This window comes from Amycolatopsis panacis, assembly GCF_003600245.1.
Taxonomy (GTDB): domain Bacteria; phylum Actinomycetota; class Actinomycetes; order Mycobacteriales; family Pseudonocardiaceae; genus Amycolatopsis; species Amycolatopsis sulphurea.
The window spans coordinates 141,147-156,393 of sequence record NZ_QZFV01000120.1 but is presented as its reverse complement, the minus strand read 5'-3'; the positions used below and the strand labels follow the sequence as shown (position 1 = coordinate 156,393).

Genomic DNA, 15,247 nt, shown 5'->3' with positions numbered 1-15,247 from the left:
TCCTCGGGTTAGGCGGACTTCTCGTCCGGCCGCTTGTGATAGGTGTCCACGTACTCCTGGCCCGACAGCTCGAGAATCGCGTACATGATCTCGTCGGTCACCGAACGGCGGATCGCCGACGAGGCGTCCTGTCCTTCGTAGCGCGAAAAGTCGAGCGGGGCGCCGAACTGCACGCGGATCTTCGCCAGGCGCGGGATCCGGGCGCCGTTGGGCTGGATGCCCTCGGTGCCGAAGAGCGCGACCGGGACCACTTTCGCACCGGTGGACAGGGCGAGCGCCGCGACGCCCGTGTGGCCGCGGTGCAGCCTGCCGTCCAGTGAACGGGTGCCCTCCGGGTAGATCGCGAAGACGCCGCCGTCGTCCAGCACCTTGCGGCCGGCCTCCAGCGCGGCCAGCCCGGCCTGCGCGTTGCCACGCTCCACCGGCACGTACCCGAGCGCGTCGAGCGACTTCGCGATGAACCGGCCCTTCAGGCCCTTGCCGGTGAAGTACTCCGCCTTGCCGAGGAACCGCACCTTCCGCGGGGTGGTGAACGTGATCACGCCGGTGTCCAGCGCCGCCCGGTGATTGGCCGCGATCAGGACCGGGCCGTGCTCGGGCACGTTCTCCACGCCCTCGACGCGTGGCCGGTACAGCAGCCGGACCAGCGGGCCGAGCACGAAGCGGACGAGCAGGGACAGCAAGGGGTCTCCTTCCGGTGGACCGGGCACTGCGTCCAGCATGGCACGATCGCCGCCATGAACTGGTTCGACCGCCGTACATGGCAGGAACCCGGATGGAGCGTCGCCGACATCGTCGCGGCCAAGCGTGGCCGCACGGTTTCGGTGGTGCTGCCGGCGTTGAACGAGGAGCGGACCGTTGCCGAGGTGGTCGGTTCGGTGCGCCCGTTGCTCGGCACCGCCGTCGACGAGATCGTGGTGGCCGACTCGGGCTCGACCGACGCCACCGTCGAAGTGGCCGCCGCCGCGGGCGCGCGTGTGGTGCGGCGCGAGGACGTCCTGCCCGAACTGCCGCCACGGCCCGGCAAGGGCGAGGTGCTGTGGCGCTCCCTGGCCGCGACCACCGGGGACGTGCTGGTGTTCCTGGACTCCGACCTCGTCGACCCGGACCCGTCCTTCGTGCCCTCGCTGCTCGGGCCGGTGCTCACCGAACCGGGCGTGCACCTGGTGAAGGGCTTCTACCGCCGTCCGCTGCGGCTGGAGAGCACCGGCGGCGGCCGGGTGACCGAGCTGCTGGCCCGCCCGGTGCTGTCGGCGCTGCGCCCGGCGCTGGCCGAGCTGGTGCAACCACTGGGCGGGGAGTACGCCGGTACCAGGGAGTTCTTCGAGTCGGTGCCGTTCGCCGGCGGTTACGGCGTGGAGATCGGCCTGCTGCTGGACGCCGAAGCCCGCTACGGCCTGGACGCGCTCGCGCAGGTCAACCTCGGCGTGCGCAAGCACCGTAACCGCTCCCTGCTGCAACTGGGCGTGATGGCCCGGCAGATCCTCGGCACCGCGCTGGCCCGTTCTGGGATGCCGGACACCGACAGCGCCCGGTTCACCCAGTTCGTGCAGGTGTCCGGCGAATGGCTACCGGACGTGACCGAGGTGCCGCTGGCCGACCGCCCCCCGATGCGGCAGGTACGCGCCACACGACCACACGGGTGAGCCGAGTCCGAAGTGGACCGCCCGGTGTGCGTTGCCGGGCGGGTGCGTTGAGGCGTAAGTGCGGGACGTGCTGCGTGTGGGCTCTTTGCGGACCGTGGGCGTGACCACGCGGCGACACGGCCCACGCCTCATGCGGACCCGGCGTACGCACGCAACGTGGCGAGGCGGACCAGAGTCCGTGAAGGGACCCTTGACAGACTCAGAGTCCGTGAAGGGTCCCTTCACGGACTACCCGGGTTCGGTGCGACGCCGACTGGGCGGGCGTAAGCGACACCGACCGGGCGTGCGCGTGCGACGGCGGACGGGGTCGTGTGCCACGATCGTGCGGTGACGACCGCGCTGATCTACCTCGTAGTCATGCTGCTGGTGGCCGCCGTCGTGTTCCTGCTGGCCGCGGTGGTGTTCGGCCGGGGCGAGGAGCTGGCCCCGCTGCCGCCCGGCAGTTCGCCCACCCGGCTGCCCGCCGAGGACATCAATGGTGACGACGTGCGCCAGGTGCGGTTCCAGCTGGTGCTGCGCGGCTACAAGATGTCCGAAGTGGACTGGGTGCTGCGCAGGCTCGGCGGTGAACTGGACGACCTGCGCGCGCAGGTCGCCCGGCTGGAGGCGGCGCGGTCCGAGGGAGCGCACCGGAGGCCCGCGGGTGAGTGACCTGGTCCTGTCGGTCGACGTCGCGGCGCCGGCCGGTACCACTTGGCTGGCCCTGACCGACTGGGCCCGCCAAGGCGAGTGGATGCTCGGCACGTCGGTGCGGGTGCTGGCGGGCAACGGGCGCAGCGTGGGCTCGAAGCTCGCCGCGTTCACCGGGATCGCCGGTGTCGGGTTCACCGACACGATGGAGATCACTTCGTGGGAGCCGCCGCTGCGGTGCACCGTGCGTCACCTCGGCAGGATTGTGCGGGGCACCGGAACCTTCCAGGTGGTGGCGAAGGGGGCCGCGCAGTGCACGTTCGTCTGGGCGGAGCATCTGACGCTGCCGTTCGGGGTCGTGGGCCGGGCAGGCTGGCCGGTCGTGCGGCCGGCGTTCGCGCTCGGGGTGCGGCAGTCGTTGCGGCAGTTCGCCCGGTTCGCGGAGAACTACTCGATGGGGGAACAACAGTGAACGACCTGCTCGGCGACGACGGCGTGGCGCGCTGCCCGTGGGGCAACTCCACGCCGGATTACGCGGCCTACCACGATGAGGAGTGGGGCGTTCCGCTGCACGGTGAGCCGGAGTTGTACGAACGGCTGTGCCTGGAGTCGTTCCAGTCCGGCCTGTCGTGGATCACCATCCTCCGCAAACGCGAGAACTTCCGGAAGGCGTTTCGCGGCTTCGCCCCGGCGAGAGTCGCCCGCTTCACCGAGGCGGACGTGACGAGACTGATGCAGGACGCGTCCATCGTCCGCAACCGCGCGAAGATCGAGGCGGCAGTCAACAACGCACGCGCCATCGCCGACCTGGACCGTCCGCTGGACGAGCTGCTGTGGTCATTCGCCCCGAGGAAACACCGCCGCCCCCGCACACTGGCCGACGTTCCCGCCGTCACGGACGAGTCGACGGCGATGGCGAAGGACCTGAAGAAGCGCGGTTTCTCCTTTCTCGGCCCGACCACCTGCTACGCCCTCATGCAGGCCACTGGCATGGTTGACGACCACCTTCGGGGTTGCTTCCGCGCTGCGCGTGCCGGCTGACGGGTCTTCGGGGCTCCCATGCTGTGCCCTCTGAGGCCTGCGGGGTTGTACCGCCTGGCTGACTGTTTTCGGGGCTGTTCCGCGCTGCGTGTTCTTGCTGAACCGTCGGTCTGATGCTTCCACGCTGTGCGCTCTGGCTGATGATGTCCTTTGGGGTTGTTTCTGCGCTGCGCGCTCTTGCTGACGGCTTTCGGAGGTTGGTTCCGCACTGCGCGCTCTTGCTGACGGCTTTCGGAGGTTGGTTCCGCACTGCGCGCTCTTGCTGACGGCTTTCGGAGTTGGTTCTGCACTGCGCGCTCTGGCTGATTCGGGGGCTGTTTCCGCGCTTCGCGTGCTGGCTCACGGCCTCCGGGCGCTTCCGCGCTGTGTGCTCTGGCCGGAGGGCTTCGGGCTGCTTCCGCTCTGTGTGCTTTAACTGAGCGTCTTCGGAGCTGCTTTCGTACGTTCGCCTTCTGCCCGACCACTCTTGCGGCTGCTTCCTTCGTACGGCTCGCGCTTCGGCGGACGGCCATCGTGGCTGTTCCCGCGTCGCGAGAGTCCCACTCGCAGCGTGAACCTCGGCGGCGAAAGTCGCCATCGCTTCGCTTCGCTTCGCGGGCCGTGGCATGAAGGTCCCCTTCACTCCGCGGAACCAGGTGTGACGGTCCCAGTCGCCCCGCGGCCGCTGGTGTGAAGGGTCCCTTCACGGACTCAGATTCCGTGAAGGTCCCCTTCACGGCACTCGATGTCAGGGTGTCGGCAAAGTTGGTCGGGGACCCGGCAGTGGGCGATGCGGAGGTGTGTGCGACCACCTCGTGGCGTGCGCCGGACCGGTTTCGGGTCTGTGAAGGGACCCTTCACAGACTCAGAGTCCGTGAAGGGTCCCTTCACGGACCTCTACACCGGCTTTGCCGGAACCCTGGCACTCGGTGTGCTGCGGTGGTGCCTTTCGCATCGCGAAGAACGAACCTGGCGCGAAAGTCACTCCCACTCCGTGGGCCGGGGGCGAAAGTCGCCCTCGCTCCGTAGGGTGGAGCGAGGGTCACTTTCGCCCCGCGGGTCGGGCGTGAAGGTCCCGTCCATGCCGGGGAATGCACTGAAGGTCCCCTTCACCACGCACATTTCGCGTAGTGAAGGGGACCTTGACGACGTTATTCGCCCCGGAAGGCCGGTTTACGTTTGGTGACGAAGGCTTCGACGGCTTCGGCGTGGTCAGCGGTCTTGCCCAGGATGGTCTGGGCGGCGTTTTCCGCTTCCAGGGCCTCCTCCAGGGACGACTGCGCGGATACGTTCAAAACCTGCTTGATCTTCGTGTAGGCCACCGTCGGGCCGGCGGCGAGTTTCGCGGCGATCGCGTGGGCCCGGGCGGCCAGGTCCTCGTCCGGTACGACCTCGCCGACCAGGCCGATGCGCAGCGCCTCGGCGGAGTCGACGGTGCGCGCCAGCAGCATCAGCTCGGCGGCGCGGCCGTAACCGATCAGTCGCTGCAGTGTCCACGACGCGCCCGAGTCGGGGCCGAGGCCGACGTTAGCGAAGGCCATCAGGAACGACGACGACTCCGCCGCGATCCGCAGGTCGCTCGCGTAGGCGAAGGCAGCCCCGGCTCCGGCCGCGGTGCCGTTGACGGCGGCGATGACCGGCTTCGACATCCCGACGATCGCGCGGGTGATCGGGTTGTAGTGGTTCCGCACGGTGTTCAGTGGTGCCGGATCGCCCGATTGCAGCAGTCCGACGTGCTCCTTGAGGTCCTGGCCGGCGCAGAACGCCTTCCCCGAACCGGTGAGCACGACCGCCCGCACCTCCGCATCGTCGGCGGCTGCCTGCAGTTCGGCGAGCAGTCGTTCCTTGAGTTCGACCGTCAGCGAGTTGTACGCCTGCGGCCGGTTCAAGGTCAGCGTGCGCACGCCGTCGGCATCGGCGGTCAGCAGGACGTCGGATGTGGTCACGCATGCCTCCAGGTACTGCAACTCCAGGTAGTCGACGCCGACCTTCGCGTCGCCGTCGATCGCTCCGGACGGCAGCGTAGCCCGAAACAATGGGGCGCCGGGCTGTATCGAGACGTCGAGTACCCCGGCTGTGCGGCGGCGGCCGGGGAGCGGGCCGGGTGACCTTCTCGGGTGACATCTGCGTGTGGCATTCGGGTCCACCCTTCGAGGAATGGGTGGCGAATGCGCGTTCCCGGGTCTAACGTAATGGGCTCATCACGGTACGTGATCGCGAGTGGGGTGTACCGCAGGACGGGATTTACGCAGGGGAGGGCGTACGTCATGACCGATGACCCGCCGAGTCTTCAGGCTGCTGACCAGGGCGTTTCGGTGTCTACACCTGGAAACAGATATGGAGGACAGTCGTTCGGCTCGGTCATCTCCGGTGCCTTCGGGCAAGCGCCCGGTTATTCCTGTGATCGAGGCTTACTCGAACGCGTCGCCAACGAGTTCGAATCGTTGGCGGGGGAGTTCGAGCATGACGTCAACAATGCGGCTGTCATCGCCCGTACGCAGCCGCCGGGGAGGGATTTCGTGAGTGGCGGAAACGCTGAGGCGTTCCGGCGATCGGGTGACGCCTTGGTCGAATCGCTGCAGCAGCGGGCCCAATACTGCCGGGATCAGGCAGCGAAGTTCCGGGCTGCGCTGCGGAGTTACTCCGTTGCCGAGTATGCGCATGCGGCCGAGATCGAGCAGACCGGGGGAAGTCTGTGAAACGGGTTGCCGTAATGCTGGCCGGACTTGCGTTTTTCGCGCTGGCCGGGTGTTCCGGCGCGGTATCCGGCAATGCGGAGCCGGTCGCGCAGACCGGTTCGGTGGAACCGTCTCGCCCGGCGGGACAGGATGGTCCGTCCGCGCAGCAGGTTCCGGGGAAAGGAGTGCCCAAAGTCGAGCACCCGATCGATATCGGCAGGCCGAGCCGCGCGCCTTGCACGGTGCTCACCGCGCAGCAGATCGGCGAGCTTCTCGGCGGCGTCGCGCCACCGAAGCCCTACCTGGACGGCGCGGCGGGGCCGTCTTGCTACTGGGGCGGTGACGCTGCGCACGGTAATGCGAGCGTCGAGGTGATATTCCCGGATGTCGACAAGCTCGGGCTGACCTCGGTCTACCAGGCGGCGGGTGGTGCCTACGGGTTCTTCCGGCCGCTTGATCCCGTGAACGGATATCCGATCGCTGCCTATAACATCCGGGACGACCGCGGTATCGGTGAATGTCGCGTCGCGCTCGGTGTGAGTGATCGGCAGACGGTGGACATCTCGGCTCGGCAGGCACGGAAGAATATCGGCAAGAAAGATCCTTGTGATTCTGTCCGCGGTATTGCGGAAATGGTGCTGAGCAATATTCGAGGGGGCTGATGATGGCCGGTGATTCCTTGAGTGCCGCCGACATCTACCGGCAGCTCACCGGTGGGGCCGGTGCCGGATCGCTGAGTGATACGCATCAGGCGGCGGATCGGCTCAGCCGGAATCTGGAAGCGCGCGCGGCTCGGATCGCCGATCTCGCCGGAGTTCTGCGGGGGGCGTGGCAGGGTGCCGCGGCGGATGAGGCGCTGGCCAATTCCTGTATGCCGCTGATGGCGGCCGCGGCGGACGACGGTGTGCGCCTCGCGATCGTGCGTGCCGCCGCGAATGACCAGATATCGGCGTTTCAAGCCGTAAACAACAGTGTGCGGCCAGTGGCTCCGTATCAGCCTGAATTGACCGCGCAAGATGTCCGCGCCATGTTCGGTGGGCAAGGGGAGAACTATTTCACGAAGGTTGTGCGGTGGCAGGATGACGTGCAGCACAATATCGACGTTTTCGGCGGTTATCACACGGCGACGGGGGCGAATAGTGCGCGGATTCCCGCGCAGTATTCCACGCTGGACGATACGGGTGCGGTGGTGCGGTTGGCCGAGGCCGGCGGGCAGCACAGGCCGGCCGTGGGGAAGCCCGGTCATGGTGCTGACGGCCCGGTGCCGTCCGGGTATCCCGGGGAAGTCCGGCGGACGCCAAGCGATGGGCAGGGGCCAAGCGGGCGGGTGTCGAGCGGCGACCAGCGGATCCCGGGCGGTGACAGTCCAGGCGGCCCAGGTGATGGCCAGGGCGACGGCCGCGGGCCGACACAGAGCACCAGCTCCCCCGCGCCGAGCGGAGACGGTGCGCATCCGAACGTCCCATCGGTGCCTGGACCGCGGCAGAGTCCGTCGACCCGCGTGAGCGCGTACCAACCGGGCCCGGCACCGCCGGCGGTCTCCTCGCCGGACGAGCAGTATCGGTTCGGGCCGACCGGGCAATCGGTCAATCCGATCGGCTCGGGTGGCCAGAGCGCGGTCGGCGGGGGATCGCCGGGATACGGAGTGGGCGGCGGCTCCGGCAGGGCCGGGAGCCCGCGCGGCGGACCAGGCTCCGGTGCGGGCAAGGCGGCCGAGCCCGCGAGCGCCCGTGGAGCGCCTTCCCGAGCCGCCGAAGGCGAGAAGAACGGCGCCATGGCCGGTCCCGGGATGGCCGGGCGAAAGGACGACGACAAGGAAAAGAAGTCCCCGGCGTATCTGCGGGAAGCCGATCCGGACGGGCTGTTCGGGGGCAGCGACCTACGGCCGGTGCCGCCGGTGCTCGGGGAGATGTCGCGCCAGCGGACGGAATCACGCCCGCAGGAGTAACTGAGGGGGCTGAGAGTGGTACCGGCATGCGCAGTCGAACTGACGCTGAGTGCCCTCCTGGGCGCGCTCCGGAACGCCGGCCTGGGCGAGCCGCATCCGGTATTCGCCGCTGGGCTGCGTTACCCGCCGCCTGGCCGCGAGCTGGACACGACAGTGCGGGACGAGCTTGCCGAGCACCGGTTGCTGGATCGCGGTGACCGGCTCACCGACGAGTTCGAAGACGTCCTGTACGCGCTTGCGCGGGCCGAGACGGAGCACGTCGCCTATGTCGAGGACGGGGTAGGGCATTACGGCGTCCTGGTCGCGGTACGTGGCAGGACTGCGGTCCGGGCGGTCTGCTCGGGCGAGCGAGTGCGGTTGCGGTTGGCGGCGGGCACGCACTCGCTGGCACACGAGCTGGTGAGCGCTTTGCCGCAGTACGCGCCGGTCGAGATGCCCTCGTTATCCCTGCCACAGGACGAGTTCCGCGAAGGCGACGACGGACTGTACAGCGCCGTAGCGGAGCGCTCTGAAGCCGCTCGCGCCGTCGACGCGTTGTTCCGTGAGTCCTGCTGTGGGGCCGGGGAGATCACGGTCGCCGTGCGTGAGCCCGGTTGCCGGCGGCGGGTTTCGGGCGATCGGCTGGGCTATCTGGATCTCGCCAGCGGCCGGGTCGCCTGCACCGTGTCCGGTCCGGTCGGCAACCGGTACTTGACCGTCGTGCCCGGTACGCCGGACCTGCTGGCCCAGCGGGTGACCGGGCTTCGCGCGCAGCTCGGTTCGTGAGACGAGGGTGGCAAAGCGTGGCCGGCACGGGTAAAGCCGCTGCCGACAGTGCTTTCGGCTCGGCGGGTGACCCGTTCCTGGCCCCGGCGGGCGGCATACCAGCACGGATACGTGCCCAAATGATCGGTCCGCGTTCGCGCCCGGCCGCTGATGAGGGACAATGGAGTCCTGGACCCGGCTGGCATGGGAGTGCGCGACCCGGGCGCGCCGGTTGAGACGGAGGGAGCACGCTATGGCGGCCATGAAGCCCCGGACCGGAGATGGTCCCCTCGAAGTGACCAAGGAGGGGCGGGGCCTCGTGATGCGGGTGCCGCTGGAGGGTGGCGGCCGGTTGGTCGTGGAGCTCTCCGCGGAGGAAGCGAAGGACCTCGGCGTGGCATTGCAGGAGGTCACCGGCTGATTCCGGCTCGACCGACTCTGTCCACTGTGCACCCCGGTCTCCCCGTGGAGGCCGGGGTCGCGGTTCGTCTGCGCCCGAAGGTAGCTCGCTGTGCGTAACCCACTACCACCCGTCCCCACCAAACTCCCCGAAATCGAAGTCGTCTCCGCTGCGCGGCGAGGGATTCCGCGGGCGGTCCTTGCCGCCGCTCCCGCCGAAGGTGACGAAGCGGCATACGGCACGAGTGGGCGCACCGGCGACGTACGCGAGTTCGCCGAAGACGGTGACACGCCGCGTTGGGTCGTGGGAGTCGGCGAAGCCACGCCGAAGGACTTTCGCCGTGCCGGTGCGGCGTTGGCCCGCGCGACGCGCGACGCGGCCGCGAAGAGTCCGATCCGGACAGTGCAGGTGTTGCTGTCCGAAGAGGTCACCACGGCCGAGGTGGGCGAGCTGGCGACGGGGCTGTCGCTCGGCGGCTACCGCTTCATGGTCACCACGAGCGAGCCGAAGCCGTCGGTACCGGCCGTACGACTGGTTGCCGGACACAGTGCGGTGCCGGAGTTCGCCGAGACGGTGGCGCGGGTACGGACGCTGGCCGCGGCCGCTGCGTTCGCCCGGGATCTCGCGAACGCCCCGTCGAACGTGAAGAACCCCGCGTGGCTGGCGAACACCGCCGCGAAGGTCGTCGGCGAACCGGTACGGGTTACGGTGTGGGACGAGAAGTGGCTGGCGGAGAAGGGCTTCGGCGGCGTCCTGGCGGTCGGCGGCGGGTCTGCGTCCGCGCCGCGGCTGATCGAACTCGAGTATCGCCCGCGGGGCGCTGCGAAGCACCTGCTGTTCGTCGGCAAGGGCATCACGTTCGACACCGGTGGCCTGTCGCTGAAGCCGAACGCCGGGATGCACCTGATGCGCACCGACATGGCGGGCGGCGCGGCCGTGCTCGCCGCGGTACGCGGGATCGCGACGCTCGGCCTGCCGGTGCGGGTGACCGCGCTGGTTCCGGCCGCGGAGAATCACGTGTCCGGTGGTTCCTACCGTCCCGGCGACATCGTGCGGCACTACGGCGGCCGTACGACCGAGGTCGGCAACACCGACGCCGAAGGCCGGATGGTGATGGCCGACGCGCTCGCGTACGGCATCGAGCGCTTCAAGCCCGACCTGGTCGTCGACGTGGCCACCCTGACCGGTGCGATGAAGGTCTCACTCGGGCTGCGCACCGGAGGCCTCTTCGCGACCGACGACGAACTCGCCGAACGCATAGTGGAAGCGGGTGTTCGGGCGGGCGAGGCGTGGTGGCGGATGCCACTGCTCGAGGACTACGCGAGCGACGTGGAAGGCACGCTGGGCGACGTACGTCAGGCGCCGGGCGGCCCTGGCGGCGTCATGGCGGCGTTGTTCCTGCGCGAGTTCACCGCGGGCCGTCCGTGGGCGCATCTGGACATCGCAGGCCCGGCTCGTGCGGAAAAGGCGTACGACGAAGTCGTTCCCGGCGCCTCCGGCTTCGCCGCGCGGACCCTCATGGAGCTGGCTACTTCGTACGCCGGTTGATCCGGCGCGGGTACGCGGTCACCACGTGGTCGCGAAAGCTGCGTACGGCGGGCGGCTGCGGTTCGCCTGCGCGCCAGGCCAGGCCGATCGTCCGGGTCACCGGCGGGGTAAGGGCCACTTCGGCGACCCCGGCCGGTGCGCCCGGCTCGAACAGCGGCAGCAGCGCGACTCCCAGCCCCGCGGCGACCAGGCCGCGTACGGTGTCCGATTCCTGTCCCTCGAACGCCACCGTCGGGGCGAAACCCGCGGCGGCGCACAGGTCGTCGGTGATGCGGCGGAGGCCGTAGCCCGGCTCCAGGAGCACGAACGGCTCGTCCGCCAGTTCCGCGACCCGCACCGCGGATCGGCCGGCCAGGCGGTGCCCGGCCGGTACGGACAGCAGGATCGGCTGCTCGTCGAGCACGACCGACCCCAGCCGTTCGTCCTCCTCCGGCACCGGGGCGAGCAGCGCGAGGTCCAGTTCACCCGCGGCGAGCCGGTCCAGCATGTCCTGACGGGAGCCCTGGACGAGGGTGAACCGGGCGTCCGGCACCTGCGCGCGGTAGTCCCGCAGCAGCTCCGGCACCAGCGCCCGGCCGAGCAGGTGCAGGAACCCGAGCACGACGCGGCCGCTGCCGGGCTCGACCTCCTCGCGGGCCAGGCGGACGCCGGCGTCGACGGCCGTCAGCGCTCGTTCGGCGGCTTCGGCGAGCAGCTCGGCGGCCCGGGTCAGCCGTACGCCCCGGCCGGCCGGCACGGTCAGCGGGGCGCCCAGCGCCCGGCTCAGCGCCGCCAGCCGCCTGCTGACGGTGGGCTGCGGTATCCCCAGCAGCTCGGCTGTCCGTGTGACATTCCCGGTAGCCCGCAGCGCGGCGAGCAACCGCAGATGCGGCGCTAGCTGGGCCGTCAGCTTCTCATCCGTCACGGTATGGATTATCGCGGATAGACGTATTGGACGTATTGATTAGCGAGGCTTACTTTCGGCTTCGTGACCTTTCCCGCCAGCCCGACCCGCCGCGTCAAGGTCGCCGTGGCCGCCGCCGGTTTCACCTCGTTCGCCCTGCTCTACGCCCCGCAGCCGGTGCTGCCGCAGCTTGCCGCGCAATACCACCTCGATCCCGGCGGCGCATCGCTCGCGGTGAGCGTGGCCACGGGTGCGCTCGCCATCTCCGTGCTGCCGATCGCCGCACTGTCCGAAGTGGTCGGACGACGGCCGGTGATCGTCGCGTCCGTGGTGATTTCGACCATTCTCGGGCTTCTATTGCCGCTTATGCCGAACTACTCGCTGCTGCTTGTGCTTCGCGCCGTACAGGGCGTCGCGATCGCCGGGTTCCCCGGTGTCGCGACGGCGTATCTGGTGGAGCGGCTGGGCAAGGTCGGCGTGGCGGCAGCAGTCGGCGCGATGATCGCGGGCAATTCAATCGGCGGCATGACCGGTCGGTTGGCCACCGGGTTCACCGCGGGTCCTCTCGGCTGGCGAGGAGCGCTGTACGTGGTCGCGGGGGTCTCGTTGGTCTGCGCGGTAGTGACGGTGCTTGCGTTGCCGCCGTCGCAGCGACAGCCGGGGGAGGGGCGGCAAACTGCTCACGACGTTGCTGCCGGACTGCTCGCTGCCGTATGTCGTCCGGTACTGCTTGCGCAGTACGCGGTCGCGTTGCTGGCCATGGGGGCCTTCGTCGCGATGTACAACGCCGCAGGCTTCCGTCTGACCGGCGCGCCGCTGAATCTCACCCCTGCGCTCGCTTCGCTCGTGTTCCTCGCGTACGCGCTCGGGTCGGTCTCTTCGGCCACTGCCAGCCGTCTCACTGCCCGGATCGGACGACGGCGCGCGCTTCTCGGCGTACTGCTGGCGATGGCGCTCGGCGGCGTCATGACGATTCCCGACTCGCTGCCGTTGATTGTGATCGGCTTCGTGGTTCTCACCGCCGCGTTCTTCGCCGCCCACTCGATCGCGAACAGCTGGGCCGCGGCTGAAGCGCCGGAGAATGCGCGCGGTCAGGTCGGCGGCCTTTACACGCTCATGTACTACCTCGGCAGCAGCGTCGGCGGAGCAATCGGCAGCGTCGTCTACGGCGAAGCAGGCTGGAGCTGGCTGATCGGCGCCGTTGTGGTGTGGCTCGCGCTGGCCGCAACGGCCGTCGTGGCCGGTACGGCAACCCGGGTTGAACGCCGTGTGCTAGCTCACTCCTGAACGTCAGCCCACGGTCGCGAGAAGCAGCCCACCACCCACCGGCAGCAACGCCGGGACCAGCCGTTCATCCTCTCGGACGGCCCGTGCCACCTCGCGCAGGGCGAGCGTTTCCGGGTCACGTCGGGAAGGGTCGACCACGTGGCCGCCGGCGAGCACGTTGTGGAAGGCGATGATCCCGCCACGGCGAAGCAGGGCCACGCCCTGCTCGTAGTAGCCCGGGTACTCGATCCTCGCGGCGTCCACGAACACCAGGTCGTAGCCTCCCGGGGTGAGCCGGGAAAGCACGTCGAGCGCGCGGCCTGTGATGAGTCTCATCCGTCCCGGCGGGTACCCGGCGTCGAGGAACGTCCGGCGGGCCGCACGCTGGAATTCCGGCTCGATGTCGATCGAGGTGAGCACGCCGGCCGCGGCCATCCCGCGCAGCAAGTACAGCCCGCTCACGCCGGAGCCCGTGCCGACCTCCACCACCGCGCGGGCGCCGAGCGTCGCGGCGAGGAACCGCAGCGTCGCGCCTGCTCCAGGGGCCAGCGGGGGGCAGCCGAGCTCGTCCGCGCGGGCCCGCGCCATGGTCAGCACGTCATCGTCGGGCAGATACCCGTCGACGTGCTCGGCACCCACCGGCTCGGCTTCCGACGCCGCCTGCGTCCCGGAACTCACGCGCGAAGGTTAGCGCTGGTTGTCGACAAAACCGCGAAGGCTCCCGGATAAGCCTCCCGAAGAAGTTCTCAGGCTGCTCTCAGTCGCGTCTCATTAGAACCACGGGAAGACCGGACACACTCGATCCGATCGCACGGGAACACCGTGCCCCCGCGCCGCGTTGGCAGAGCAGAAGAGGAGTTACGCAGATGGAGGTGCCTGCTCCCCCGATGCAGAACGCCGATACGACCGTCGCCGAGCCGGTGGCCGTGGAACCCGCGGCCGCGGCGTGGACGCCGCCGTCCTGGGACGAGGTGGTGCGCGAGCACGCCGACCGGGTCTACCGGCTGGCCTACCGCCTGACCGGCAACACCCACGACGCCGAGGACCTCACCCAGGAGACCTTCATCCGGGTGTTCCGCTCACTCGCGTCCTACAAGCCCGGCACCTTCGAGGGCTGGCTGCACCGGATCACCACGAACCTCTTCCTCGACATGGCCCGCCGCCGCCAGCGAGTGCGGATGGAGGGGCTGCCCGAGGACACCGACCGGATCGTCGGCGACGACCCGAGCCCGGAGCAGCACTACAGCGACACCCACCTGGACCCGGACCTCGACGCCGCGCTCGACGAGCTGCCGCCGGAGTTCCGCGCCGCGGTCGTGCTGTGTGACGTGGAAGGCCTGTCCTACGAGGAGATCGGCACCACGCTGGGCGTCAAGCTGGGCACCGTGCGCAGCCGGATCCACCGTGGCCGTTCCGCGCTGCGTGCCTCGCTGGAGCGCCGCCGTGCCGAACGAGGCGAGTCTGTCAAGGTGTCGGCATGACCGGCTGGGGCCTGCGCGAATCCCATCTGCTGCCCGACGTGGTGGTCGCCTTCGTCGACGGCGAGCTGTCCCCGGGCCCGCGGGACCGTGCCGCCGCGCATCTCGCGTGCTGCCCCGGCTGTGCCGGCGAAGTGCGTGCGCAGCGGCAGGCGGGCGCGGCGGTCAAGCAGGCGGGCGAGCCGACCATGTCGGCCGGTTTCCTGGCCAGCCTCCGCTCCATTCCGGAACACACCGACCTCCCGGGCTCCCCGGACAACCTCGCGGTGACCGCGGACGGGCAGCTCGTGGCCATCCAGCGGCCGGACCGCGTGGCCGGGCTGCGGGACGGTGCCAGCGTCCTCGGGGGTACCGCGCCGTTGGGCACGACCGCGCCACTCGGGCAGTCCGCGAACGTGCTCGGTGGCGGCCGGTTCGGATTCAGCCGCAAGCGGGCGGCGCAGGGCGCGGGAGTGGTGGTCTCCGGTCTCGTGCTGAGCGCGCTCGCGCTCGTCGGCACCGCGGGTGACAGCGGGGACGGCACCGGGGACCAGAGCCCGGCCCAGCGCAACGCGAATCTGCTGCCCGCGCAGATGTCGGTGCCGACCCGGCAGGCACCGGTCTCGTCGGTGACGGAGAAACCGGCGTCGTCGAGTTCGGCCGTGCGGCCGGTGGATGATCGGGTGCCCCCGGTTCCGGCTCGGTGAGTTTCTGCCCAGCCCAGGCGTGTCTTGGCGGAGTGAGGGGTTCTAGGCAGCCCTTCCCGGCGGCGGCGAGACCTCCGGGGTCGCCTTGTCAGCGAAATAGCCGGTCCGCTTGGGGATCGGGTTGGTGCGGCGCAGCCTGTGCCCAGCGCGCCGGAGGCCCTGCCTTGGCGCAGGTGATCACGGACACCGGCCGGCTCACGGCCGCACGTCAGGAAAGCCGTTACCCATCCACGTCCGGTGCGGACCCTGCGGGCATCGATCTTGACAGGCCGCCGTTCGGCCCGGATGCAGCCATGGCACGGTCCGCCTGCCGCAGGTGC

Annotated in this window: 17 protein-coding genes; 13 read left to right on the top strand and 4 right to left on the bottom strand. The window is 69.7% G+C overall.

Going from position 1 to position 15,247, the window contains the following annotated elements; genetic code table 11:
* Positions 1-8: 8 nt before the first annotated feature.
* A complete protein-coding gene (locus D5S19_RS26250) occupies positions 9-683 on the bottom strand; it encodes a lysophospholipid acyltransferase family protein (protein ID WP_120026044.1) in 675 nt (224 codons plus the stop codon).
* Between the two features lie 54 nt (positions 684-737).
* Between D5S19_RS26250 and D5S19_RS26245 the strand changes: the two genes are divergently transcribed.
* The 4 genes from D5S19_RS26245 (at position 738) to D5S19_RS26230 (ending at position 3,317) form a co-directional block, all read left to right on the top strand.
* Positions 738-1,646, top strand: a complete 909-nt coding sequence (locus D5S19_RS26245) for a glucosyl-3-phosphoglycerate synthase (protein ID WP_120026043.1) — start codon at positions 738-740, stop codon at positions 1,644-1,646.
* Positions 1,647-1,973: 327 nt separating this feature from the next.
* Positions 1,974-2,297, top strand: a complete 324-nt coding sequence (locus tag D5S19_RS26240) for a DivIVA domain-containing protein (RefSeq protein WP_120026042.1) — start codon at positions 1,974-1,976, stop codon at positions 2,295-2,297.
* Positions 2,290-2,748, top strand: coding sequence for an SRPBCC family protein (locus D5S19_RS26235; RefSeq protein WP_120026041.1), 459 nt, complete (start codon positions 2,290-2,292; stop codon positions 2,746-2,748). The genes D5S19_RS26240 and D5S19_RS26235 overlap by 8 nt, the downstream gene beginning before the upstream one ends.
* Complete coding sequence (locus tag D5S19_RS26230; protein ID WP_120026040.1) at positions 2,745-3,317, top strand: DNA-3-methyladenine glycosylase I; 573 nt, start codon at positions 2,745-2,747, stop codon at positions 3,315-3,317. Before D5S19_RS26235 ends, D5S19_RS26230 begins: the two co-directional genes overlap by 4 nt.
* A 1,130-nt stretch (positions 3,318-4,447) precedes the next feature.
* Here D5S19_RS26230 and D5S19_RS26225 read toward each other — a convergent pair.
* Positions 4,448-5,242 carry an enoyl-CoA hydratase-related protein gene (locus tag D5S19_RS26225; RefSeq protein WP_120026080.1) on the bottom strand — a complete coding sequence of 265 codons (795 nt, stop codon included), beginning with the start codon at positions 5,240-5,242 and terminating at the stop codon, positions 4,448-4,450.
* Between the two features lie 321 nt (positions 5,243-5,563).
* On the opposite strand from D5S19_RS26225, the gene D5S19_RS26220 reads away from it, so the two are divergent.
* From D5S19_RS26220 to D5S19_RS26195, 6 genes are all read left to right on the top strand, one after another.
* A complete protein-coding gene (locus D5S19_RS26220; protein ID WP_158605646.1) occupies positions 5,564-5,995 on the top strand; it encodes a PE domain-containing protein in 432 nt (143 codons plus the stop codon).
* Positions 5,992-6,636 (top strand): DUF3558 domain-containing protein, encoded by a 645-nt coding sequence (locus tag D5S19_RS26215; protein WP_233574173.1) that lies wholly within the window; start codon positions 5,992-5,994, stop codon positions 6,634-6,636. Before D5S19_RS26220 ends, D5S19_RS26215 begins: the two co-directional genes overlap by 4 nt.
* A gap of 17 nt (positions 6,637-6,653) precedes the next feature.
* Positions 6,654-7,922 (top strand): hypothetical protein, encoded by a 1,269-nt coding sequence (locus tag D5S19_RS26210; RefSeq protein ID WP_158605645.1) that lies wholly within the window; start codon positions 6,654-6,656, stop codon positions 7,920-7,922.
* A gap of 15 nt (positions 7,923-7,937) precedes the next feature.
* Positions 7,938-8,687, top strand: a complete 750-nt coding sequence (locus D5S19_RS26205) for an ESX secretion-associated protein EspG (RefSeq protein WP_158605644.1) — start codon at positions 7,938-7,940, stop codon at positions 8,685-8,687.
* 232 nt (positions 8,688-8,919) lie between these two features.
* Complete coding sequence (locus D5S19_RS26200; protein WP_091294302.1) at positions 8,920-9,087, top strand: DUF3117 domain-containing protein; 168 nt, start codon at positions 8,920-8,922, stop codon at positions 9,085-9,087.
* A 90-nt stretch (positions 9,088-9,177) separates the two neighbouring features.
* A complete protein-coding gene (locus D5S19_RS26195; RefSeq protein ID WP_120026035.1) occupies positions 9,178-10,614 on the top strand; it encodes a leucyl aminopeptidase family protein in 1,437 nt (478 codons plus the stop codon).
* Here D5S19_RS26195 and D5S19_RS26190 read toward each other — a convergent pair.
* Positions 10,595-11,518 (bottom strand): LysR family transcriptional regulator, encoded by a 924-nt coding sequence (locus D5S19_RS26190; protein WP_120026034.1) that lies wholly within the window; start codon positions 11,516-11,518, stop codon positions 10,595-10,597. The two genes, D5S19_RS26195 and D5S19_RS26190, sit on opposite strands and share 20 nt — an antisense overlap.
* A gap of 63 nt (positions 11,519-11,581) precedes the next feature.
* Between D5S19_RS26190 and D5S19_RS26185 the strand changes: the two genes are divergently transcribed.
* Entirely contained in the window at positions 11,582-12,784 is a 1,203-nt protein-coding gene (locus tag D5S19_RS26185; protein ID WP_120026033.1) for an MFS transporter, read from the top strand.
* 3 nt (positions 12,785-12,787) lie between these two features.
* On the opposite strand, the gene D5S19_RS26180 is transcribed toward D5S19_RS26185, so the two are convergent.
* Positions 12,788-13,441, bottom strand: coding sequence for an O-methyltransferase (locus D5S19_RS26180; protein ID WP_120026032.1), 654 nt, complete (start codon positions 13,439-13,441; stop codon positions 12,788-12,790).
* Between the two features lie 188 nt (positions 13,442-13,629).
* Here D5S19_RS26180 and sigE point away from each other — a divergent pair, with 188 nt between their 5' ends.
* Together sigE and D5S19_RS26170 are read left to right on the top strand one after the other, a co-directional pair.
* Positions 13,630-14,244, top strand: a complete 615-nt coding sequence (sigE, locus tag D5S19_RS26175) for an RNA polymerase sigma factor SigE (RefSeq protein ID WP_120026031.1) — start codon at positions 13,630-13,632, stop codon at positions 14,242-14,244.
* On the top strand, positions 14,241-14,927 hold the full coding sequence (locus tag D5S19_RS26170) for an anti-sigma factor family protein (RefSeq protein ID WP_120026030.1): 687 nt from the start codon (positions 14,241-14,243) through the stop codon (positions 14,925-14,927). The genes sigE and D5S19_RS26170 overlap by 4 nt, the downstream gene beginning before the upstream one ends.
* The last annotated feature ends 320 nt before the right edge of the window (positions 14,928-15,247 follow it).

Excerpts from the sequence above, each read along its gene's own strand:
- D5S19_RS26170 (WP_120026030.1), top strand. The coding sequence starts at position 14,241 with ATGACCGGCTGGGGCCTGCGCGAATCCCATCTGCTGCCCGACGTGGTG.
- D5S19_RS26200 (WP_091294302.1), top strand. The coding sequence starts at position 8,920 with ATGGCGGCCATGAAGCCCCGGACCGGAGATGGTCCCCTCGAAGTGACC.
- D5S19_RS26220 (WP_158605646.1), top strand. The coding sequence starts at position 5,564 with ATGACCGATGACCCGCCGAGTCTTCAGGCTGCTGACCAGGGCGTTTCG.
- D5S19_RS26245 (WP_120026043.1), top strand. The coding sequence starts at position 738 with ATGAACTGGTTCGACCGCCGTACATGGCAGGAACCCGGATGGAGCGTC.
- sigE (WP_120026031.1), top strand. The coding sequence starts at position 13,630 with ATGGAGGTGCCTGCTCCCCCGATGCAGAACGCCGATACGACCGTCGCC.